21 protein-coding genes are annotated in these 22,649 nt (G+C 66.4%); 12 read left to right on the top strand and 9 right to left on the bottom strand.

Going from position 1 to position 22,649, the window contains the following annotated elements; translation table 11 throughout:
• Positions 1–3 precede the first annotated feature (3 nt).
• Positions 4–486, bottom strand: a complete 483-nt coding sequence (locus ACLD0U_RS07695) for an NUDIX hydrolase (protein WP_410340227.1) — start codon at positions 484–486, stop codon at positions 4–6.
• A 58-nt stretch (positions 487–544) separates the two neighbouring features.
• On the opposite strand from ACLD0U_RS07695, the gene dnaE reads away from it, so the two are divergent.
• The 5 genes from dnaE (at position 545) to ACLD0U_RS07670 (ending at position 8,248) form a co-directional block, all read left to right on the top strand.
• Positions 545–4,063, top strand: a complete 3,519-nt coding sequence (gene dnaE / locus ACLD0U_RS07690; RefSeq protein ID WP_179410543.1) for a DNA polymerase III subunit alpha — start codon at positions 545–547, stop codon at positions 4,061–4,063.
• A 96-nt stretch (positions 4,064–4,159) separates the two neighbouring features.
• Positions 4,160–5,377, top strand: coding sequence for a hypothetical protein (locus tag ACLD0U_RS07685; protein ID WP_410340226.1), 1,218 nt, complete (start codon positions 4,160–4,162; stop codon positions 5,375–5,377).
• A 4-nt stretch (positions 5,378–5,381) separates the two neighbouring features.
• Complete coding sequence (gene hisD, locus ACLD0U_RS07680) at positions 5,382–6,710, top strand: histidinol dehydrogenase (protein ID WP_410340225.1); 1,329 nt, start codon at positions 5,382–5,384, stop codon at positions 6,708–6,710.
• A gap of 6 nt (positions 6,711–6,716) precedes the next feature.
• Entirely contained in the window at positions 6,717–7,193 is a 477-nt protein-coding gene (gene nrdR / locus ACLD0U_RS07675; protein WP_179410545.1) for a transcriptional regulator NrdR, read from the top strand.
• An 11-nt stretch (positions 7,194–7,204) separates the two neighbouring features.
• The gene (locus ACLD0U_RS07670; RefSeq protein ID WP_410340280.1) at positions 7,205–8,248 is read left to right on the top strand and encodes a quinone-dependent dihydroorotate dehydrogenase; all 1,044 of its coding nucleotides are present in this window, start codon (positions 7,205–7,207) and stop codon (positions 8,246–8,248) included.
• Here ACLD0U_RS07670 and ACLD0U_RS07665 read toward each other — a convergent pair.
• Entirely contained in the window at positions 8,223–8,774 is a 552-nt protein-coding gene (locus tag ACLD0U_RS07665) for a DUF3043 domain-containing protein (RefSeq protein ID WP_179410546.1), read from the bottom strand. The two genes, ACLD0U_RS07670 and ACLD0U_RS07665, sit on opposite strands and share 26 nt — an antisense overlap.
• Before the next feature lie 56 nt (positions 8,775–8,830).
• Here ACLD0U_RS07665 and ACLD0U_RS07660 point away from each other — a divergent pair, with 56 nt between their 5' ends.
• The 5 genes from ACLD0U_RS07660 to ACLD0U_RS07640 all read left to right on the top strand — a co-directional run bounded on the left by ACLD0U_RS07660 (position 8,831) and on the right by ACLD0U_RS07640 (position 13,867).
• Complete coding sequence (locus tag ACLD0U_RS07660) at positions 8,831–10,246, top strand: dipeptidase (RefSeq protein ID WP_410340224.1); 1,416 nt, start codon at positions 8,831–8,833, stop codon at positions 10,244–10,246.
• Positions 10,247–10,346: 100 nt separating this feature from the next.
• Positions 10,347–10,709 carry an iron-sulfur cluster insertion protein ErpA gene (gene erpA / locus ACLD0U_RS07655; RefSeq protein WP_179410548.1) on the top strand — a complete coding sequence of 121 codons (363 nt, stop codon included), beginning with the start codon at positions 10,347–10,349 and terminating at the stop codon, positions 10,707–10,709.
• An 89-nt stretch (positions 10,710–10,798) separates the two neighbouring features.
• Positions 10,799–11,704, top strand: coding sequence for a cytochrome c oxidase subunit II (gene coxB / locus ACLD0U_RS07650; protein WP_179410549.1), 906 nt, complete (start codon positions 10,799–10,801; stop codon positions 11,702–11,704).
• 3 nt (positions 11,705–11,707) lie between these two features.
• The gene (gene ctaD, locus ACLD0U_RS07645; RefSeq protein ID WP_179410550.1) at positions 11,708–13,441 is read left to right on the top strand and encodes a cytochrome c oxidase subunit I; all 1,734 of its coding nucleotides are present in this window, start codon (positions 11,708–11,710) and stop codon (positions 13,439–13,441) included.
• Positions 13,442–13,444: 3 nt separating this feature from the next.
• Complete coding sequence (locus ACLD0U_RS07640; protein WP_179410551.1) at positions 13,445–13,867, top strand: cytochrome c oxidase subunit 4; 423 nt, start codon at positions 13,445–13,447, stop codon at positions 13,865–13,867.
• Between the two features lie 70 nt (positions 13,868–13,937).
• On the opposite strand, the gene ACLD0U_RS07635 is transcribed toward ACLD0U_RS07640, so the two are convergent.
• The 6 genes from ACLD0U_RS07635 to ACLD0U_RS07610 form a co-directional block, all read right to left on the bottom strand.
• On the bottom strand, positions 13,938–14,108 hold the full coding sequence (locus ACLD0U_RS07635) for a hypothetical protein (RefSeq protein WP_410340223.1): 171 nt from the start codon (positions 14,106–14,108) through the stop codon (positions 13,938–13,940).
• Between the two features lie 233 nt (positions 14,109–14,341).
• Positions 14,342–14,560 carry a hypothetical protein gene (locus ACLD0U_RS07630; protein ID WP_410340222.1) on the bottom strand — a complete coding sequence of 73 codons (219 nt, stop codon included), beginning with the start codon at positions 14,558–14,560 and terminating at the stop codon, positions 14,342–14,344.
• A gap of 403 nt (positions 14,561–14,963) precedes the next feature.
• On the bottom strand, positions 14,964–16,781 hold the full coding sequence (locus ACLD0U_RS07625; protein WP_410340221.1) for a cytochrome b: 1,818 nt from the start codon (positions 16,779–16,781) through the stop codon (positions 14,964–14,966).
• Positions 16,778–17,854: a ubiquinol-cytochrome c reductase iron-sulfur subunit gene (locus ACLD0U_RS07620; RefSeq protein WP_179410554.1), complete on the bottom strand. Its 1,077-nt coding sequence runs from the start codon at positions 17,852–17,854 to the stop codon at positions 16,778–16,780. Before ACLD0U_RS07620 ends, ACLD0U_RS07625 begins: the two co-directional genes overlap by 4 nt.
• A 36-nt stretch (positions 17,855–17,890) precedes the next feature.
• Positions 17,891–18,724: a c-type cytochrome gene (locus tag ACLD0U_RS07615; RefSeq protein WP_179410555.1), complete on the bottom strand. Its 834-nt coding sequence runs from the start codon at positions 18,722–18,724 to the stop codon at positions 17,891–17,893.
• A gap of 20 nt (positions 18,725–18,744) precedes the next feature.
• Positions 18,745–19,302, bottom strand: coding sequence for a heme-copper oxidase subunit III (locus tag ACLD0U_RS07610; RefSeq protein WP_218848361.1), 558 nt, complete (start codon positions 19,300–19,302; stop codon positions 18,745–18,747).
• 308 nt (positions 19,303–19,610) lie between these two features.
• Between ACLD0U_RS07610 and trpD the strand changes: the two genes are divergently transcribed.
• Both trpD and ACLD0U_RS07600 read left to right on the top strand, forming a co-directional pair.
• On the top strand, positions 19,611–20,675 hold the full coding sequence (trpD, locus tag ACLD0U_RS07605; protein WP_224818967.1) for an anthranilate phosphoribosyltransferase: 1,065 nt from the start codon (positions 19,611–19,613) through the stop codon (positions 20,673–20,675).
• A gap of 11 nt (positions 20,676–20,686) precedes the next feature.
• Positions 20,687–21,676: a PHP domain-containing protein gene (locus tag ACLD0U_RS07600; protein ID WP_206549602.1), complete on the top strand. Its 990-nt coding sequence runs from the start codon at positions 20,687–20,689 to the stop codon at positions 21,674–21,676.
• Positions 21,677–21,697: 21 nt separating this feature from the next.
• On the opposite strand, the gene ACLD0U_RS07595 is transcribed toward ACLD0U_RS07600, so the two are convergent.
• Positions 21,698–22,618: a 5'-3' exonuclease H3TH domain-containing protein gene (locus tag ACLD0U_RS07595; RefSeq protein WP_410340220.1), complete on the bottom strand. Its 921-nt coding sequence runs from the start codon at positions 22,616–22,618 to the stop codon at positions 21,698–21,700.
• Between the last annotated feature and the right edge of the window lie 31 nt (positions 22,619–22,649).

Here is a 22,649-nt window from a genome sequence, read left to right as displayed (position 1 = left end):
GCGTCAGCGCGGCGCGCGACCGCCGCGGAAGTGCGCCGGGTCGTCCTCGGCCATCGCCAGGGCGATCTTGCGCACATGCGCGTCATCGACGTCGCCCATCGCGGCGAGGTCGTAGAACCCGACCTCGGTCAACTCCCCGTCGGCGGGATGCGGATCCCCCGACACCCAGGAGCAGCGGAAGACGATGTCAAGGTAGTCGACCTGATCGCCGTTGGCGTAGGTCACCCGTGGCACCTGCTGCACCAGCGCCAGCCGGTCGACCGAGACGATGATGCCCGCCTCTTCCAGACACTCCCTCGCGGCGGCATCCGCCGGCTCCTCCCCGGGCTCGACGATCCCGGCGATGGTCTGCCACGCACCGTTGTCGGCGCGCTTGCCCAGCAGTACTTTCTCATCGCGGAACACGACCGCGGTGGTGCCGACGAGGGCGAGCGGAGCGGTGCCGATGTGCTCGCGCAACGCGAGGACGAAATCCGGAGTGGCCATGCTCTCAGAGTAACGGCGACGCGGCACCGGGGTCGGATGCCGCGGGTAGGCTCGAGGCATGGCATCCGATTCCTTCGTGCACCTGCATGTCCACAGCGAGTACTCGATGCTGGACGGTGCCGCGAAGCTCGCCTCGATGACCCAGGCCGCCGCCGACTACGGCATGCCCGCGATCGCGGTGACCGACCACGGGAACACCTTCGCCGCGTTCGAGTTCTACAACGCGGCCAAGTCCGCCGGCGTCAAGCCGATCATCGGGCTCGAGGCGTACGTCACCCCGGGCACGCACCGCAGCGACAAGTCGCGCGTCGCGTGGGGTTCCCCCGACCAGAAGAGCGATGACGTCTCGGGCTCCGGCGCGTACACGCACACCACCATGTGGGCTGAGAACACGGCCGGGATGCACAACCTCTTCCGGCTCAGCTCTCTCTCGAGCATCGAGGGGTACTACTTCAAGCCGCGCATGGATCGCGAGCTGCTGCAGACCTACGGCAAGGGGCTGATCGCCACCACGGGGTGCCCGTCCGGCGAGATCCAGACCCGTCTGCGGCTGGGCCAGTACGATGCAGCCCGCGCCGCCGCCGCCGAGTTCCAGGACATCTACGGCAAAGACAACTACTTCGCCGAGATCATGGATCACGGGTTGTCGATCGAGCGTCGGGTGATCACCGATCTGCTGAGGCTGTCGAAGGACCTCGGAATCCCGCTGGTCGCGACCAACGACTCGCACTACACCCACCAGCACGAGGCCGATGCCCATGAAGCGTTGCTGTGTGTGCAGTCGGGGTCGACGATGGACGATCCGAACCGCTTCAAGTTCGACGGCGACGGCTACTACATCAAGACGGCGCAAGAGATGCGCCAGCTGTTCCGCGACCACCCTGAGGCGTGCGATAACACGCTGCTGATCGCCGAACGCTGCAACGTCGAGTTCGACACCTCGGCCAACTACATGCCGCGCTTCCCCGTTCCCGACGGTGAGACCGAGGAGAGCTGGCTGGTCAAAGAGGTCGAGGCGGGTCTGCACTACCGCTACCCGAACGGCATCTCAGACGCCGTGCGCCAGCGCGCCGAGTACGAGACCGGCATCATCCTGCAGATGGGGTTCCCGGGCTACTTCCTGGTCGTCGCCGACTTCATCAACTGGGCCAAGGACAACGGCATCCGCGTCGGTCCGGGCCGTGGCTCCGGTGCCGGATCGATGGTCGCCTACGCCATGAAGATCACCGACCTCGATCCCATCGAACATGGTCTGATCTTCGAGCGGTTCCTCAACCCCGACCGCGTCTCGATGCCCGACTTCGACGTCGACTTCGACGACCGTCGCCGCGGCGAGGTCATCGAGTACGTCACCGAGAAGTATGGCTCCGAACGCGTGGCGCAGATCGTCACCTACGGAACCATCAAGTCGAAGCAGGCTCTCAAGGATGCCGGTCGAGTGCTGGGCTTCCCGTTCAGCATGGGGGAGCGTCTGACCAAGGCGATGCCGCCGCCCGTGATGGGCAAGGACATGCCGCTGAGCGGTATGTACGACAGCGCACACCCGCGGTACAAGGAAGCCAGCGAGTTCCGCGCCCTGATCGACACCGATCCCGAGGCCAAGACCGTCTTCGATCGTGCGCTCGGCCTGGAAGGGCTGAAGCGGCAGTGGGGCGTGCACGCCGCCGGTGTGATCATGTCGTCCGAGCCCCTGCTCGACATCATCCCGATCATGAAGCGCGAGCAGGACGGCCAGATCGTCACGCAGTTCGACTACCCGTCGTGCGAGGCGCTCGGCCTGATCAAGATGGACTTCCTCGGGCTGCGCAACCTGACGATCATCTCGGACGCGCTCGACAACATTCGCATGAACCGCGGCGAAGAGATCGACCTCGAACACCTCGAGCTCGATGACCGTGCCGCCTACGAACTGCTCACCCGGGGCGACTCACTCGGCGTCTTCCAGCTTGACGGCGGGCCGATGCGCGCCCTGATGCGCCTGATGCGACCCGACAGCTTCGAGGACATCTCGGCACTCATCGCGCTGTACCGCCCGGGGCCGATGGGGGCGAACTCGCACACGAACTACGCGCTCCGCAAGAACGGGCAGCAGCCGATCACCCCCATCCACCCGGAGTTCGTCGAATCACTTGCCGACATCCTGGAAGAGTCCTATGGCCTCATCATCTACCAGGAGCAGGTGATGGCCATCGCCCAGCGCGTTGCCGGGTTCTCGCTCGGCCAAGCAGACATTCTGCGCCGCGCGATGGGCAAGAAGAAGAAATCCGAGCTCGACAAGCAGTTCGCGGGCTTCCACGCCGGCATGCAAGCCAACGGGTACTCGGACGAGGCCGTCAACGCGCTGTGGGAGATCCTGCTGCCGTTCTCGGACTACGCATTCAACAAAGCACACTCCGCCGCGTACGGCGTCGTGTCGTACTGGACGGCCTATCTGAAGGCTCACTATCCGGCCGAGTACATGGCGGCGCTGCTGACCAGCGTCGGCGACTCCAAGGACAAGATGGCGCTCTACCTCAACGAGTGCCGCCGCATGGGCATCCGCGTGCTGCCGCCCGACGTGTCGGAATCGATCAACTTCTTCGCCGCCGTCGGGGAGGACATCCGCTTCGGGCTCGGTGCCGTGCGCAACGTCGGCAGCAACGTCGTCGACGGTATCGTCGGCGCGCGCGAGGAGGGGCCGTACACGTCGTTCCACGATTTCCTGAACCGTGTGCCGATGCATGTCTCGAACAAGCGCACTGTCGAGTCGTTGATCAAGGCCGGCGCGTTCGACTCGATGGGTGACACGCGGCGCGCGCTCGTGGAGATCCATGAGGATGCCGTTGAGGCTGCTGTCGACCGCAAGCGCAACGAGGCCCAGGGGGCTATCGGCTTCGACTTCGACAGCCTGTACGACGACATCGAGGGTGCGCCGCCGGCCAAAGTGCCGGAGCGTCCCGAGTGGATCAAGAAGGACAAACTCGCCTTCGAGCGCGAGATGCTCGGTTTGTATGTGTCGGATCACCCGCTCGCGGGTCTCGAGGTGCCGCTGGCCAAGCACGCCTCGATCTCGATCCACGACCTGCTCAATTCGGAGGACATGCAGGACGGTGATCAGGTCACCGTCGCGGGCCTCGTCACCAGCGTTCAGCACCGGGTGGCCAAAGCCAGCGGAAACCCCTACGGCATGATCACCGTCGAGGACTTCAACGGCGAGGTGACGGTCATGTTCATGGGCAAGACCTACACCGAGTTCCAGCACACGCTGCAGCAGGACGCGATTCTCGCCGTGCGCGGACGGGTCTCGCGTCGCGACGACGGGCTCAACCTGCACGCGCAGTCGACGTTCACACCGGACGTCGGTTCGTTCGATGCCGCGGGACCGCTCTCGTTGCTGGTCGCCGAGCAGCGGGCCACCGAGCGGGTGATGAACGACCTGGCGATGGTGCTGCAGCGCCATGCCGGTGAAACCGAGGTGTTGCTGCGCGTGCACCGTGGCGGTACCGCGAAGGTGTTCGAGGTGCCGATGCCCGTGAAGATCTCGGCCGACCTGTTCGGCGATCTCAAGTCGCTGCTTGGACCGACCTGTCTGGGATGAACGACATCGCGCAGCACACCGCCAGTCGGGGTCGATAGGATCGTTTCTCGCGTGCGAACCGACCACGACGCCTGCAGCGACGAAAGGACCTGTTCGATGAGCCACGACACCACGAATCTCCCGCCCAGCGACGGGCCGCTCGCGGGCGTGCCCGCGGCACTCGGCGACTCCGAGCGTGTCGAGGACGTCGACGGAGCCGTGCTGTACGAAGACCAGGTGCAGCCCGAGACGGGCATCTTCGGGTTCACGTTGCGTGAGCTTCTGATCATCGGCACCTGGTTTGTCGCCTTCGTCGTGTCGTTCTTTCCCGTCGGAATCGTCGGTGGCTCGATCTGGACCACGGGAATCGGGTGGATCCTGACGATCGGTGTGCCGACGGTCGCCGTCTTCCTGGTCGTGCTGCGCAGGCTCTCGCCCGACGGCATCCGCCGCGTTGGGTCGCTCGGTATCGACCAGTTCGCCTCGGTCGCCGCATCCGTGGCCGCGGTCTCGTGGGCCCAGTTGCTCTGGTCTCAGGTCGCCGTCACGATCGGCACGGGCGTGTACGCCGTCGGCTGGGTCGTGATTGTGGCGCAGCTGGCGCTGGCCGGGATGGTCGTCGTGACCGTGTTCGCTCCGCTGATTCCCGGGCTGCGCGAGGACTTCGAGGGACGGATGGAGACGCTCGCCCACCGCAATGCGAACCCTGTTCGTCCGGTGGTCGCCCGCGCGCCGCGCGTGCGTTCCATGAACACCGCGGATGCTGCGGATGCCGGTGAACCCGCCGTCGAGAACGCCGCCGTCGAGGACGAAGCCATCGCGGAGCCTGAGGCCACGGCCGGCGAGGTCGATGCCGCCGATACTCCGGCTCGGGAAGCCGACTCACTCGATGCGACGCGATCCCTCCACATCGATGGCTCGGATCAGCTCGCGGCATCCGACGAGACGCCGACGACGGCATCCGACGACACTGAGGTGCCCTTCGACGAGGTGCCTCAGGCGGACCACCAGAAAGACCACCACACCGATCCGGTCGGCGTGCTCGAGCAGATCTTCGCCGACGACGTCGAGACGACGGTCGACCGGCCGTTCACCGGCGCGGCCGGCGCCGGCACCACCGCCGGGGCCGCTCCCGGACCCGTGGGAGCCGAGCCGTTCTGGGTTCTCGCAGCAACAGAGCGGGACGTTCTCGATGAACGCGGTCACACGCTGTTCCGGGTGGGCCCGCACGCGTGGACGCTCGTCATCGAGGACCGCGGGGGCGCCTACGTCGTCCGCCATGAGGACGGGCGGATCGGCTACCTGCACGACATCACCGACATCACAAGAGGCTGAGCACATGCGCACCATCGATCTTCGCGGGCAGCAGCTCGCACCCGCCGACCTGCTCGCCGCTGTGCCGCGAGCGACTCAGGCGCGCAGCGAAGCGCTCGAGACCGCGGCGCGCATCGTCGAGGACGTCCGCGTGCGCGGCGAGGCAGCGTTGCGCGAGCAGGCCGAGCGCTTCGACCGTGTCACCGGACACGCCATCCGTGTGCCGGCCGAGCACCTCGCCGAGGCTGCCGAATCCGTCGACCCGGCCGTGCGGGAAGCCCTGACCAAGGCCATCTCACGTGTGCGCAGGGCGTCGGCCGCACAGGTACCGGAGCCGCGGGTCACCGAGATCGGGCCGGGAGCACGCATCGCGCAGCGCTGGCAACCCATCAACCGGGCGGGCGTCTACATTCCCGGCGGCAAGGCGCCGCTGGCGTCCAGTGTGATCATGAACGTCGTCCCCGCGCAGGTTGCGGGTGTGCGCTCGATCGCCCTCGCCTCGCCGCCACAGGCCGGTCACGAGGGGCGTGTGCACCCGACGATCCTCGCCGCCGCCGCGCTGCTGGGCATCGACGAGGTCTACGCCATCGGGGGAGCCGGAGCCATCGGCGCGCTCGCCCACGGCGTCGCCGACCTCGATCTCGATCCCGTTGACGTCGTCACCGGCCCCGGCAACAACTACGTGGCCTCGGCCAAACGCGCCGTCGCCGGTGTCGTCGGCACCGATTCCGAGGCGGGCGCCACCGAGATCCTCATCGTCGCCGATGCCGACGCCGACCCGCGCCTCATCGCCGCCGACCTCATCAGTCAGGCCGAGCACGACGAGCAGGCCTCGGCCGTGCTGGTCACCGACTCGTCCGAGCTCGCGCAGCGCGTCGCCGACGAGGTCGCCCGGCAGGCAGCATCCACCACTCACGCCGCGCGCGTCGCGGAAGCACTGGCGGGCCCGCAGTCGGCGATCGTCCTCGTCGACGACCGCGCGATGGCCGAGGCCTTCAGCAACGCCTATGCGCCCGAACACCTCGAGCTGCACCTGAGCGACGCCGCCGCAGCCGCCGAGCGCTTCACCAGCGCCGGTGCCGTCTTCGTCGGCGACCAGACCCCGGTCAGCCTCGGCGACTACCTCGCCGGCAGCAACCACGTGCTGCCAACCGGGGGACAGGCGCGCTATGCCCCGGGCCTGGGCGCGTACACGTTCCTGCGTCCGCAACAGGTGATCGAGTACGACCACGCCGCGCTCTCCGAAGTACGCGCCGGGGTTGTCGCCTTGGCCGCGGCCGAACTGCTGCCCGGCCACGGCGACGCCGTCGATGCGCGGTTCGCCGAGTCCGTCGGCGGCCACGAGGTACGCTGAGGGATCATGCACTGCCCGTTCTGCCGTCACCCGGACTCCCGCGTCATCGATTCGCGCACCAGCGACGACGGGCTCTCCATCCGCCGTCGGCGGCAGTGCCCGGAATGCGGGGGACGCTTCTCGACGACCGAAACGGCGAGCCTGGTCGTCATGAAGCGCTCGGGGGTCATGGAGCCCTTCAGCCGCGACAAAGTCATCACGGGTGTGCGCAAAGCGTGCCAGGGACGCCCGGTCACCGAGGCCGACCTCGCCGTGCTCGCCCAGCGCGTCGAGGAGGCCGTGCGGCAGACGGGTGTGTCGCAGCTCGATCCCAATGAGATCGGTCTCGCGATCCTCGGGCCGCTACGCGAGCTCGATGAGGTCGCGTACCTGCGATTTGCCAGCGTGTACCAGCAGTTCGATTCGTTGGAGGACTTCGAATCGGCGATCGGCTCCCTCCGGGCCGACCGCGCCGCGGCAGAGCAGGAGTCGACCGGGCGGTAGCCTTGGCAGTGATGTATTCACTGTTCTTCCGCCACGTCCTCACGCGCTTCGACCCGGAGTTCGCTCACCACGCCGCCATGGCGGTCATCCGCGTCGTCGGCGCGCGCCCGTTCTCGTGGGCGGCTCGTGCGATCACCGCTCCGACGCCTGAGCAGCAGGTGCACGCACTCGGTCTGACCTTCCCGTCTGCGTTCGGTGTCGCCGCGGGCTTCGACAAGAACGCCGTGGGTGTGCGCGGCCTGGACGCGCTCGGGTTCGGTCACGTCGAGATCGGCACCGTGACGGCCATTCCGCAGGACGGCAACCCCAAGCCGCGGCTGTTCCGTCTGGTGCCCGACCGCGCCGTGATCAACCGGATGGGTTTCAACAACGAGGGAGCGGATGCTGCCGCACGGCGCCTACGGAAGCTGCGCCGCCGCGCACCCCGTGCGGTCATCGGCGTCAACATCGGCAAGAGCCGCGTGGTCGAGGTCGAGGATGCTGTCGCCGACTACGTCGCCTCGGCATCGAAGCTGGCACCACTGGCGGACTATCTCGCCGTGAACGTGTCGTCGCCGAACACCCCCGGTCTGCGCGGTCTGCAGGCCGTCGAGACGTTGGCGCCGCTGCTGCGCGCCGTGCGGGAGGCCGCCGGGTCGACGCCGTTGCTGGTCAAGATCGCACCGGACCTGCCGGATGATGAGATCGAGGCCATCGCACGTCTGGCCGTCGATGAGGGTCTGGCAGGCATCATCGCGCACAACACCACGATCGCCCGGGACGGCCTGCACACAGACGCTGCCGTCGTCGAGGCGGCGGGTGCGGGCGGGCTGTCGGGCGCACCGCTGAAGGAACGCTCACTCGAGGTGCTCGCGGTCGTCAAGGCCGCCGTTCCGGCTGATTTCTGCGTGATCGCCGTCGGGGGAGTGGAGACGGCCGAAGACGTGCAGCGGCGGCTGGACGCCGGCGCGACCCTGGTGCAGGGCTATACGGCGTTTCTGTACCAGGGGCCGCTGTGGGCGCGGCAGATCAACCGCGGCCTCCGCGCGATCACGCCGGGCGCTGGCCGCGCTTGACCTGAGGCTTCGGCAGACGCATGAAGCGCATCTGCAGGGCGCGCATCGCCGCGTACCAGCCCAGGCCCTTCTCGCGGCGGTCGGCGCCGAACTTGGCGTCGATCTTGCGCTTGACGCGGAAGTTCAGCAGCACCATGTCGCCGATCGCCAGCAGCATGTACGCCCAGAGAGCGACCATGGCGTAGATCTGCACGGCAGGGATCGGCACCAGGTTGAGGATGATCACGACAAGCATCGCGGCCATCAGCCACTCGGAAACGTGCCAGCCGGAATCCACGTAGTCGCGCACCCAGCGGCGCTGCTCACCCTTGTCACGCGCCGGAAGGTAGCGGTCCTCGCCGTTCTCCATGCCAATGCGCGCGCGTTCGCGTCGCGCCTGCAGGTCGGCCTTCGCCGCCGCACGGGCCTCCTTGGTGTTCGCGACGAGCGGGCGCCGGTTGGCGGCTTCGCGCTCGGCGCGCGTCGGAGTGGCGCGCCCCTTGCCGACGGCGGGCGTCTCGGGGGCGTCGTCGTTTGCTGCGGGCATGGGCTTGGACACGTTCGACCTCAGTTCGGTATCGGGTTCGTCTTAAGATTACTCGCATGACCTCGTCCTCATCGCAGGCTCTGCCAGCATCCGAATCCGCTGTCCTCGACGCCGTCGCTCTCGGCGTCCCCGCCGCGCTGTCTGACCTCGGCGCTCTGGTGCGCATTCCCGGTGTCGCGTGGCCGGCATTCGATCAGACCCAGCTCGAGCGCAGCGCGGATGCTGTCGCGGAGCTCGCCCGCGGCACCGGCGTCTTCGACGACGTGCGCGTGCTGCGCGCACACGTCGACGACACCGAAGAGCTCGGCCAGCCCGCCGTGCTGGCCACCCGGGCCGCGCGAAACGGAAAGCCGACGATCCTGTTGTACGCCCACCACGACGTGCAGCCCCCGGGGGATGACGAACTGTGGGAGACGCCGCCGTTCGAGCCGACGGTACGCGATGGTCGGCTGTACGGTCGCGGAGCCGCGGACGACAAAGCGGGCATCATGGCGCATATCGCCGCGCTACGCGCGGTCAGCGAAACCCTGGGCGACGACTTCGATCTCGGGGTGAACCTGTTCATCGAGGGCGAGGAGGAGTACGGCTCCCGTTCGTTCGCCCGGTTCCTGCGCGACAACGCCGATGCCCTGCGGGCGGATGCCATCGTCGTCGCCGACTCCGGAAACCTCGACTCGCACACGCCGGGCCTGACTGTCTCATTGCGGGGCAACGCGCGCTTCACCCTGACAGTGCGCACGCTCGAGCACGCCTCGCACTCGGGGATGTTCGGTGGAGCCGTACCCGACGCGATGATGGCGGCGGTCACGCTGCTGGCGACGCTCTGGGACGCCGACGGGGCGGTCGCGGTCACCGGGATGGGCGCGCGGGATGCCACCACACCGCCGTACACGGAGCAGACGCTGCGCGAGGAGACCGGGCTGCTGCCCGACGCCACCCCTGTGGGGCGCGACGACATCTTCGGTCGCATCTGGAACAAGCCGTCCATCACGATCACCGGCATCGACGCGACCAGCGTCGCGCAAGCATCCAACACACTCCTTCCCGAGGTCAGCGTCGTCATCAGCGCGCGCGTTGCGCCGGGACAGGACGCGGCCGAGGCGTACGCCGCGATCGAGTCGCACCTGCGTGCCCACGCGCCGTTCGGCGCAGAGCTGACGTTCTCGGACGTCGACCTGGGCGACGGATTCCTGGTCGATACCTCCGGCTGGGCGGTGGAGCTCACACGCGGCGCCATGGCAGACGGTTATGGGGCGGAACCGGTCGATCTCGGAATCGGAGGATCTATCCCGTTCATCGCCGACCTCGTGCGCGAGTTCCCGGCCGCCCAGATCCTCGTCACCGGTGTGGAAGACCCGCACTCCCGGGCGCACAGCCCGAACGAGTCCTTGCATCTGGAGACGTTCCGCAACGCCATCCGCACCGAGGCACTGATGCTGACGCGGATGAACGACCGCGACGCGGCATCCTGACGCGACCGGGGCGGGCGGGCCGGGCCCGCCCGCCCCGCAGGCACCGGCGGTAGGATCGAGCATGTGCAGCAGGCCGTGCTGCCGATTGCAAGGAGTTGAGATGACCGACACCACCCTGACCTCGGAGAGCACCGCTGCGCACGGTGTCTCCCTCACGTCCGCGGCAGCTCAGAAGGTCAAGAGCCTTCTCGAGCAGGAAGGGCGCGACGACCTGCGACTGCGTGTCGCCGTCCAGCCCGGTGGATGCTCCGGACTGATCTACCAGCTCTATTTCGACGAGCGTTACCTCGAGGGCGACGAGACGGTCGACTTCGACGGCGTCGAGGTGATCATCGACAACATGAGCATTCCGTACCTGGACGGCGCGTCGATCGACTTCAAGGACACGATCTCGGAGCAGGGCTTCACGATCGACAATCCCCAGGCCGCAGGCAGTTGCGCGTGCGGTGACAGCTTCCACTGAGCCCGGCCAACCTGCGTGGTTGGCATGAATAGGGTGTGAGATTGCCCTAGACTTGAATTCGCTCCTGTCCGAGATCTGAAAGGTGCATCGTGCCCTCGAAACGCCGCCTTCGTTGGGCTGCTATCCCGCTGGGAGTAGCAGCAGCTGTGGTTCTGGCGGGATGTACTCCCACCGAACTGCATGGGTTCCTCCCGGGCTTCGTAGAAGACGGCACTGCCGCAACGAACCAGACCGAGCGCGTCGCTGGTCTGTGGGTCACCTCGTGGATCGTTCTGCTCATCGTCGGCCTCATCACGTGGGGTCTGATGGGGTGGGCGGTCGTCATGTACCGCCGTCGCAAGGGTCAGACCGGTCTGCCCGTGCAGCTGCGCTACAACATGCCGATCGAGATCCTCTACACGGTGATCCCGCTGATCCTCGTGCTGGCGATGTTCTTCTTCACCGCGCGCGACCAGACCGCGATCGAGACCCAGTGGTCCGATGACGAGGTCGACGTCGAGGTCACGGCGATCGCCAAGCAGTGGGCTTGGGACTTCCAGTACGACGGTGAGGCAGAGGACAACTCCGACGCCGTTTGGACCATGGGTACGCAGGCGCACCCGGACGAGGCGGGCGACTTCGACCGCGAGCAGCTCCCGACGCTGGTGCTGCCGGTCGACAAGAAGGTCAAGATCGACCTCCAGTCGCGCGATGTCGTGCACTCCTTCTGGATCATCGACTTCCTGTACAAAAAGGACATGTACATCGGGAAGGACAACTCCTGGTCGTTCATCCCGACCCGTGTCGGCGAGTTCGACGGCAAGTGCGCCGAGCTCTGTGGCGAGTACCACTCGATGATGCTCTTCAACGTGAAGGTCGTGGAGCAGGACGAGTACGACGCCTACCTCGAGACGCTGCGCGCCGAGGGCAACACCGGCGACATCACAGACTCCTACGATCGACTCAGCAATCTCCCGGGCACCGGCGCGAGCACGGACGCCGAGGAAGAGGAGTAAGCCATGACCACCACAGCTGAACCCAACACGGCGCAGGGCGCGCGTCCGAGCACCCTGCCGCCTCGGCAGGCCGCGCTCCTGTCCTCCACGCGTGTGGAGCAGAAGGGCAACGTCCTCGTCAAGTGGATCACGTCCACCGACCACAAGACGATCGGGTACATGTACCTGATCTCTTCGGTGCTGTTCTTCCTGCTGGGCGGTGTGATGGCGCTGATCATCCGCGCCGAGCTGTTCGCTCCCGGCATGCAGATCGTGCCCACGAAGGAGCAGTACAACCAGCTGTTCACGATGCACGGCACGATCATGCTGCTGATGTTCGCGACGCCGCTGTTCGCAGGCTTCGCGAACGCCATTCTGCCGCTGCAGATCGGTGCACCCGATGTCGCGTTCCCGCGTCTGAACGCCTTCGCATTCTGGCTCTTCAGCTTCGGCTCGATCATGGCGGTCGCCGGCTTCCTCACCCCGCAGGGTGCGGCGTCGTTCGGTTGGTTCGCATATCAGCCGCTGGCCAACGCCTCGTTCTCACCAGGTGTCGGTGGCAATCTCTGGATGCTCGGGCTCGGTATGTCCGGTTTCGGCACGATCCTCGGTGCGGTGAACTTCATCACCACGATCATCACGATGCGTGCCCCGGGTATGACCATGTGGCGCATGCCGATCTTCTCGTGGAACACGCTGGTGACGAGCCTGCTGATCCTGATGGCGTTCCCCGTCCTTGCAGCGGCGATGTTCGCGGCTGCTGCCGACCGCATCCTGGGCGCACACACCTATGACGTCGCCAACGGCGGTGTGCTTCTGTGGCAGCACCTGTTCTGGTTCTTCGGACATCCTGAGGTGTACATCATCGCGTTGCCGTTCTTCGGCATCGTCTCCGAGATCTTCCCGGTCTTCAGCCGCAAGCCGATCTTCGGTTACAAGACGCTCGTGTACGCGACCATCGCGATCGCCGCGCTGTCCGTGTCGGTGTGGGCGCACCACATGTACGTCACCGGTGGTGTACTGCTGCCGTTCTTCGCACTGATGACGATGCTCATCGCCGTGCCGACGGGTGTGAAGATCTTCAACTGGATCGGAACCATGTGGCGAGGGTCGCTGACCTTCGAGACCCCGATGGTGTTCTCGCTCGGCTTCCTGGTGTCGTTCGTCTTCGGTGGTCTCACCGGTGTCATCCTGGCCGCGCCGCCGTTGGACTTCCACCTCAGTGACTCGTACTTCGTCGTCGCGCACTTCCACTACGTCGTGTTCGGTACGGTCGTGTTCGCCATGTTCGCCGGCTTCTACTTCTGGTGGCCGAAGTGGACCGGACGCATGCTCAACGAGCGCCTCGGCTACATCCACTTCTGGATGCTGTTCATCGGCTTCCACATGACCTTCCTCATCCAGCACTGGCTGGGCGTCGACGGCATGCCGCGTCGTTACGCCGACTACTCGACGTACGACAACTGGGAGTGGGGCAACCAGGTCTCCACGATCGGTGCCATCATCCTCGGTGCCTCGATGCTGCCGTTCTTCCTGAACGTCTGGATCACGGCTCGCAAGGCGCCCAAGGTGACGGTCGATGACCCGTGGGGTTACGGCGCGTCGCTCGAGTGGGCCACGTCGTGCCCGCCGCCGCGACACAACTTCACGTCGATCCCGCGCATCCGTAGCGAGCGTCCCGCGTTCGACCTGAACCACCCCGAGGCAGCCGAGCACCCCGTCGCGGCGCCGGCCGCCGCAGCAGGAGAGGCCAAGTAGCACATGCGTAGCAATATCGTCCTCTGGTGGATCATCACCGTGTTCTTCGTGATCGCGGCAGCGGTCTACACCGCGTGGAGCCTGCTGGACCCGTTCCACGGCTACATCGAGTGGGTCGGCACCGTCGCCCTGCTGTTCGTCGCCTTCATGGGCGCCATGATCGCGATCTACCTTCGCAAGACCTATCGTGCACAGGGCGGCGAGCTGCCCGAGGATGTGCTCACCTCGGACATCGACGACGGTGACCCCGAAGTCGGCGAGTTCGCACCGTGGTCCTGGTGGCCCCTGGTGCTCGCCGGTTCTGCGACCGTCTTCCTGACGGGGCTCGCGGTCGGTCACTTCCTGCTCCCGATCGGTGTGGCGCTCTTCCTGATCGCAATCGTCGGCTGGGTGTACGAGTTCTACCGCGGCAACTTCGCCCGCTGACACCACAGCGCGTAGAGATCTGACAGAAGGCCCCCTGGTTCGCCAGGGGGCCTTCTGCGTGCGCAGGTGCTCACTCGTCGCCGACTGGTTCGAACACGGTCAGTCCGTCCTTCCTGTAGATCGCTACCGGGCCGGAGGCGTCGAATCCTGCGATGGCCAGCGTTGCCGTCTGTGGTGCTCTGTCTTCGACGACGGAACCATCCCCGTTGCGGAGCTCAAAGGCGTCCTCCAGTTCATGCACGGGCTCATGCCAGATCGAGGTGAGTTCGACGGAGCCTGCCCCCGTGGAACGCCACATCCGGAGACTGCGTTTCTCAGCCGTGGCGCGAAGCGCGTCATGCACAGCAGCAACTGGTCCTGGGCGACGCGCTCGGTGGCACCAGTCGTCGCGCACCACCCCCGTCCCGTCCCAGCGCAGCGTCCGGGTTCCCGAAGTCGGCGACGAAGCCGCAGGAGTCCGCATTGAGCGACCACTCAGTGGCGCCGGACGTGCGATCGAGCCTGACGAAGCGCGGTGTACGACACACGGCTGCTGAAGGCGGTCCCGCCTTCGAAGAAGCCGGCATCCGTCACCTTGGGCGCACGGAACGTTTGATCCGTCACCGAGTACTCATGGACGCGATCGTTCTCCGTGTCGGTTTCGGTTTCAAGGACGCCCGTGATGCAGAAGCGGTCGGCGTCGGACCCGCACACGACCGGACGGTGCGCCCAGACGCCCGTCGACGCGACCTCTGGCGCGAGCGAGTGCCTGTGCGCACGTCCAAGATCTCGACACGTGACCACTCGTCGACTGCCGCGGTCGGTCGCCAGGGGACGAGGGCAGACGCCTGCCAGCCGTCCTCGGTGTCCAAAGCCGCGACCTGATGCTGCTGGCCACGCAGATTGCGTCCCGGGAACGTGACGCGCTCCCACAGGAGTGTCCCGTCGCTGAAGTCCCAGGCATTGAGGGTCTGCGTACCGGCGTCAGTCGCGGCATGTTGACCCTAGCCAGTGCTAGTGGTGGGCTGTGCATCCCTGTGGATGACCGCGCTCGGCAGAAACGCAGAAGGTCCCGTCCAAAATTGGACGGGACCTTCTGCGTAGGGGGAGGGGAGCGTTACTCGCCGTCCTCCGACTTCTTCTTGCGCGGCTTCTTGACCGGATCGGTCGCGATCACCGAGCTGGGCGTGTTCGGCGTCTCACCGATCGAGGTGTCGGCAGGAGCGATCTGCTCCTCGGAGACGCCTGCGCGTGCGTGTGCACCGGCGATCTCTTCGGCTTCGAGCTCTTCGTTGTGTGCCAGCGTGTGGTGCTGGTGCGCGTCGGCCTCTTCGATCTGTGCCTGCGTGAGCGGCATCAGACGGTCCTCGAAGAACCAGCGCGAAAGCGCCGAACGCAGGTTCTGCGTCCACGGGATGCGGCCCTTCTCGTTGGGGCGAACCACGAGCGGTTCGTACACCTCGTAGTCGATGAGCTTCCAGCGGTCGTACACGTCGACGGGCTGGTGCACCTCGACGTACTCGCCACCGGGGAGGCGGACGATACGACCCGACTCATAGCCGTGCAGGACGATCTCACGGTCCTTCTTCTGCAGCGCGATGCAGATGCGCTTGGTGATGAAGTACCCGAGCACCGGACCGACGAACAGCATCGCCTGGAGCGAGTGGATGACACCCTCCATGGTGAGCATGAAGTGCGTGGCGATGAGGTCGGACGAAGCCGCTGCCCACATGACCGCGTAGAAGATGACGCCGGCGGCGCCGATAGCAGTGCGGGTGGGGGCGTTGCGGGGACGGTCTGCGATGTGGTGCTCGCGCTTGTCGCCCGTGACCCACGCCTCGATGAAGGGGTAGATCGCGACGAGCACGATGAACAGACCGAGGACTGCGACCGGCACCAGGATGCCGAACGACCAGGTGCGGTCGAGGAACACGACGTCCATGTTCGGCGGGGCGAGGCGGAGGGCACCGTCGGCGAAGCCGATGTACCAGTCCGGCTGCGTACCTGCCGAGATCGGGGAGGGGTCGTAGGGGCCGTAATCCCAGAACGGGAGGATCTGGAAGAACGAAGCGATCAGCACGATCACACCGAAGACGATGAAGAAGAAGCCACCCATCTTCGACATGTAGACGGGCATCATCGGGTAGCCGACGACGTTGTCGTTCGTGCGGCCCGGGCCCGCGAACTGGGTGTGCTTGTTGATCACCATGAGCATCAGGTGGACGACGAGCAGACCGATCAGCAGCAGCGGCAGCAGCAGGATGTGCAGCGTGTAGAGGCGTCCGACGATGTCGTGACCCGGGAACTCACCACCGAAGAGCAGGAACGAGGTCCAGGTTCCGATGAGCGGGATGCCCTTGATCATGCCGTCGATGATCCGCAGACCGTTGCCCGAGAGCAGGTCGTCGGGCAGCGAGTAGCCGGTGAAGCCCTCGGCGAGAGCGAGGATGAACAGCACGAAGCCGATCACCCAGTTGAGCTCGCGGGGCTTGCGGAACGCACCCGTGAAGAACACGCGGAGCATGTGGATACCGATGCCGGCGATGAAGACCAGTGCTGCCCAGTGGTGGATCTGGCGCACCAGAAGGCCACCGCGGACGTCCCAGGAGATGTGCAGCGCGGATTCGAACGCCGCCGACATCTCCAGACCGCGCATCGGCACGTACGCACCGGTGTAGTGCGTGGGCACCATGGATGCCTGGAAGAAGAACGTCAGGAACGTTCCCGACAGGAACACGGCCACGAACGCCCACAGAGCGATCTCGCCGAGCATGAATGACCAGTGGTCGGGGAAGATCTTGCGACCGAGCTCCTTGACCATGCCCGAAAGGCTGGTGCGCTCGTCGATGTAGTTCGCCGTCGCGCCGACGAAGCGGCCACCGAGCGGCTTCTTCTGCTGCGTGGTGTCCTCTTTATTCAGAGTTGCGGTACTCAATGACGCTCCCAGAAGCTCGGGCCGACGGGTTCGGTGAAGTCGCGCTGAGCGATGAGGTAGCCCTCATCGTCGACGGCGATGGGCAGCTGCGGCAGCGGTCGAGCAGCAGGTCCGAAAATGACCTTGGCCTGATCGGTGACGTCGAACTGCGACTGGTGGCAGGGGCACAGCAGGTGGTGCGTCTGCTGCTCGTAGAGAGCGACGGGGCAACCGACGTGCGTGCAGACCTTGGAGTACGCGACGATGCCGTCGTACGACCAGTCCTTGCGCTCTTCGGTCTCGATGAGCTGCTCGGGGCGCAGACGCATCAGCAGGACGATCGCCTTCGCCTTCTCTTCGAGGTATCCGCTGCTGTGGTCGAGCTGCTTGAGCGGCTCGGGGATGACGTGGAACGCCGAGCCGACGGTGACGTCAGCAGCGCGGATGGGGGTGCCCTCAGGATCGCGGGCAAGGCGCATACCGGACTCCCACATGGTGTGGCTGAGCAGGTAGACCGGGTCTCCGGCGTGCGGCTTCTCGGGGGTGTTGTGCGGCGCGAGTCCGCGGAAGAGGGTGATCCCCGGGACGACAGATGCGACCACGGCGACGATCAGCGAGTTGCGGATCATCTTGCGGCGGCCGAAACCGGAGTCCTGGTCGGCCTCGGCGAACACCTGAACCGCAGCCTCACGCGTCGTGTCGCGACCGCGGGTCGGGTGGCGGTGTTCAATGTACTCCTTGTCGGACATCAGCGCCTTCGACCAGTGGATCGCGCCGATACCGATGGCCAGCAGCGCCAGCGCGATGCCGATGCCGATGTACATGTTGTTCTGCCGGATGTCGATCGGCATGCCGCTCTCGATCGGGAACAGCATGTACGCGGCGACAGCCCAGATGCTGCCGGCGAGCGACAGGTAGAAGAGCGTGTAGACCGTACGCTCCGCCGTCTTCTCGATCCGCGGGTCCTTGTCGGTCATCCGCTCACGGTGTGGTGGCAGCCCCGGGTTCTCCGCAGGATCGCTGACTGCGACGCCCAGCCCCGGTGAGGGCTGGTAGGCCCTGTCCAGAGCCTGCGTGTCGTCGTCGTTTGCCATGGTGCTCCTCGTACGTAGCTGTTCTATGAAAGTGCGTCAGTTGGACTTCGCCGTGATCCACACGGTGAGGGCGACGAGCGCGCCGATGCCGAAGATCCAGATGAACAGACCCTCGGAGACCGGACCCAGCGAGCCCAGCGTGAAGCCGCCGATCTGCACTGCTTCCTGCTGCCACACGAGGGCGGCGATGATGTCGCGCTTGTCCTCGGAGCTGAGGTTCATGTCTCCGAAGACCGGCATGTTCTGCGGGCCGGTGACCATCGCCGCGTAGACGTGCAGCGCACTGGTCGAGGTCAGGGCCGGGGCGTACTTGCCCTCGGTGAGTGCGCCACCGGCCGCGGCGACGTTGTGGCACATCGCGCAGTTGATGCGGAACAGCTCAGCACCGTGCGTGATGTCGACCTCGTCCTGGGCGTTGGCGGGGTTCGCCTCACCGCTGGTTACCCAGTCCTCGGGGTAGCCGGGGCCGGGGGCAACCGACTGCACGTAGGCGGCCATTGCGCGGATCTGCGCGTCAGTGAACTGCGCGGGCTTCTGCGGGGCCTGCGGTCCCTGCATCTGCAGGGGCATACGGCCCGTCGCGACCTGGAACTCAACGGAGAGCTCGCCGACGCCGACCAGGCTCGGCCCCTCGGGCGTACCCTCCAGGTCCATGCCGTGGCAGGTGGCGCAGTTGGCCGTGAACAGCTTCTCGCCGTCCTCGACGGTGAGCTCGGTTGCGACGCTGCTGTGCGCGTCGGCCGGGGCGGCCATCGCTGCGGACGCGCCTGCGTAAGCGCCTCCGGTCAGCAACAGGCCGGCGCCGATGAGCGCGGCTGCTGCGAGGGGGCTACGACGACCGCGGGAGCGGTGCTTCTTCTCTCGTGCCATTTCGAAAAATCGCTCCGCTCTTATTTCAGGAAGTAGATGACGAAGAACAGGGCCACCCAGACGACGTCGACGAAGTGCCAGTAGTACGACACGACGATCGAGGAGGTCGCCTCCTTGTGGCCGAAGTTCTTGACGGCGTAGGCGCGTCCGATGACGAGGACGAAGGCAACGAGGCCACCCGTGACGTGGAGAGCGTGGAAGCCGGTGGTGAGGTAGAAGGCTGCGGCGTAGGAGTCAGCCGAGATCGGCAGGCCGTGGGCGACGAGCTGGGCGTACTCCCAGACCTGGCCGCTCACGAAGATCGCGCCGAGGGCGAAGGTGAGCCAGAACCACTCGACCATTCCCCAGCCGAAGAGGCGGCGGCGGCCAGCCGCGTTGAGCTGTCCCTTGCCGATGCGGTACGGCTGCAGGTCCTCGGCTGCGAACACGCCCATCTGGCAGGTGAACGACGACGCGACGAGGATCGCGGTGTTCACTGCTGCGAAGGTCACGTTCAACAGACCGGTCTGCTCCGCCCACAGATCGGGGGAGGTGCTACGGAGGGTGAAGTAGATCGCGAAAAGTCCCGCGAAGAACATCACCTCGCTGCCGAGCCACACGATGGTGCCGACAGCGACCGGATTGGGGCGCTTGATGGTTCTTGCCGCCGGGGCATACGTCGCTGAGGTGGTCACCCGTCCATTATGGCCGATTCTTCGTCGTGATTCTTGCACCACACTTGCCGGAGTCGCTGGCGGGACACTTAGGGGAACCTAAGAACAACCTGCGAATCTTCCTCGGAACCCTGGGAATCTCCCAGGTGGCGCGCTAGTCCCCGGCGCGGGAAGGTTCGCACATCGTTGTCATCTCGAATCGGCATCTTTCCGCACCCCGTAGGATCGCTGGCATGGTTGATTCCCTCACCTGGCCTGATCTGCTCACTGCGCTCCTGGAACGGCGGGATCTGAGTGTATGGGAGTCGACCTGGGCGATGCGCCAGGTGATGCGCGGCGACGTGTCCGACGCGCAACTCGCGGGCTTCCTGATCGCCCTTCGCGCGAAGGGCGAGACGATCGACGAGGTCGTCGGGTTCCGCGACGCGATCCTCGAGGCAGCTGTGCCGCTGCCGGTGTCGTCAGACGTCCTCGACATCGTCGGTACCGGAGGCGACCGGTTCGGAACAGTCAACGTCTCCACGACCGCGGCGATCATCATCGGCGCTATGGGGATTCCCGTGGTCAAGCACGGCAATCGCGCTGCCAGCTCGTCGTCGGGTTCATCCGATGTGCTGTCGGCACTCGGTCTGGACATCTCGCTCGACCCGCAGCGCGTCGCTCGGGTGCTCGACAGCACCGGGATTACCTTCGCGTGGGCCGCCGCGTTCCACCCGGGGTTCAAGCATGCGGCGAGTGCGCGATCCGAGCTCGCGGTTCCCACGGTGTTCAACATGCTCGGCCCGCTCTGCAATCCCGCCCGAGCCGAGGCCAACGCGGTCGGCGTCGCGCAATTGGATCGGGTTCCGCTCATCACGGGCGTCTTCCGCACACGCGGCGCCACGGCACTGGTGTTCCGTGGTGACGACGGGCTCGATGAATTGACCACGACGGGTCACAGCCGTATCTGGGAGGTCGCTCGCGGCGACACGCACGAGCATGATCTCGACCCTCGCGATCTCGGCATCCCGCTGGCCGATATCGCCGATCTGCTTGGCGGCACGCCCGAGCACAACGCGCAGGTGCTGCGGCGCACGCTGGCCGGTGAACCGGGCGCGGTGCGTGACATCGTGCTGCTGAACGCGGCGGCCGGCGTCGTCGCGTACGAGCTCTCCCACGACTCGACGCTCACCCAGGTTCCGATCGTCGAGCGTCTGCGCGATGCGTATGCCAGGGTTGCGGATGCGGTTGACGACGGGCGCGCAGCGGCGAAGCTAGATGACTGGGTGCGCGCGACGAACGAGCCGATCGCCTCCTGATGTAGTGCGCCATGGACGCCGTCGACGCGCTGATCGAGATCGCCGCTCTGCTGGAACGGGAGCGCGCGTCGCGGTACCGCGCGAAAGCCTTTCGGCAGGCGGCGGCCGTTCTCGCTGCGTTGCCCGAGCAGACGCGGTGGGATGCGGATGCGTTACGTGCGCAGAGGGGGATCGGCGCGTCGACCTTCGAGGTGATTCAGCAGGCGCAGCGGGGCGGCGTCCCCGACTACCTGATCCAGTTGCGTGCTTCGGTGAGCCCCGAACGTGAATCCGAGCTGCGCGGACGGCTACGCGGTGATCTGCATAGTCACACCGAGTGGTCTGACGGGACGACGCCGATCGAGTCGATGGTCTCCGCGGCCGCAGCGCTGGGACATCGCTATCTGGCGATCACGGACCATTCACCTCGGCTGCGGGTCGCTCGTGGCCTGTCGGCGGAGCGCCTTCGCGAGCAGATTCCGCTGGTGCGGGAGCAGTCGACGCCCGACCTCACGGTGCTCGCGGGCATCGAGGTCGACATTCTTGACGACGGCTCGCTCGATCAGAACCCGTCGCTGCTCGCCGAGTTGGACATCGTCGTGGCCTCCGCGCACTCGAAGCTGCGTATGCCCGCGGACGCGATGACGCGTCGGCTGGTGGCGGCGGTGGGTGATTCGGTGGTGAACGTGCTGGGGCACTGCACCGGGCGTCTTGTTCAGGGGGAGCGGGGCACGCGTCCGCCCTCGTCCTTCGATGCCAGAGCGGTTTTCGCTGCGTGTGCCGAGAACGGTGTGGCTGTCGAGATCAATTCGCGTCCCGAGCGCCAGGACCCGCCGGATGAGCTGATCGGTGTGGCGATGGCGGAGGGATGCCTGTTCGCGATCGATTCGGACGCGCACGCGCCGGGCCAGCTCTCGCTGCTGGACCATGGGGCGCAAAGAGCCGAGGCGGCAGGCGTGCCTGCAGAGCGGATCGTGACGACCTGGGGTGTCGAGCGCCTGCGCGCCTGGGCGCGCGGCTGACGGTGGGGCGGGCGGCCCCGATCAGGCGGTGGCGATCGCAGCCAGAGCGCGTTCCATCGACCCGCCGAGGTTCCACTGCTCGGCGAAGGCGCGGGCAGCATCCGCCCTCGCATCATCCAACGCGCGCAACGGGACATCGGGGGCAGCGATGTCGAGGTCGGTGGCGACGCGCACGACGTCCGGGGCGACGTCGAGGTAGGCGGCTGCCGCCGCGAAGCGAGCGGATGCCGCCGCGCTGAGCTTGCCATCGGCAACAGCGGCGCGGATGCCGGCCAGGTCGGAGTGCGCCTGCAGCAGTGACGCCGCGGTCTTCTCTCCGACGCCCTTCACGCCCGGGAGGCCGTCGGAGGCATCGCCGCGCAGAGTGGCGAAGTCCGCGTACTGACTCGGAAGCACGCCGTACTTGGCGACGACCGTCGCATCGGTCACGACCTCGAGATTGCTCATGCCGCGAGCTGTGTAGATCACGCGCACGTCTCGTGCGTCGTCGACGAGCTGGAACAGGTCGCGATCGCCGGTGACGATGTCGACGGGCATGGTCGCGCGGCTCGCGAGCGCACCGATCACGTCGTCCGCCTCGTGCTCTGCTGCGCCGATGATCGGAATTCCCAGTGCGCTGAGCGCCTCGCGGATGAGGGGGATCTGCTGCTCGAGGGGATCGGGAACCTCTTCGACATCCGTGCCGGACGGGACGGCCTCGACCACGCGGTGCGCCTTATAGCTCGGGATCAGGTCGACGCGCCATTGCGGGCGCCAGTCGTCATCCCAGCAGGCGATGACCTGTGCGGGGTGGTAGAGCGTGACGAGTTTGGCGACGATGTCGAGCAATCCTCGCGTCGCGTTCACGGAGGTGCCGTCCGGAGCCTTGACCTTGTCGGGGACTCCGAAGAACGCCCGGAAGTACAGCGAGGCCGTATCGAGAAGCATCAGTCGCTGGGTCACCGCTCCAGCCTAGAACAGGGGGAGCGCGGCG

The sequence above is a fragment of the Microbacterium sp. 2216-1 genome, from assembly GCF_046507855.1.
GTDB lineage: Bacteria > Actinomycetota > Actinomycetes > Actinomycetales > Microbacteriaceae > Microbacterium > Microbacterium esteraromaticum_C.
Note: the sequence above shows the minus strand (reverse complement) of the source record. Positions and strands in the feature narration are given on the sequence as shown.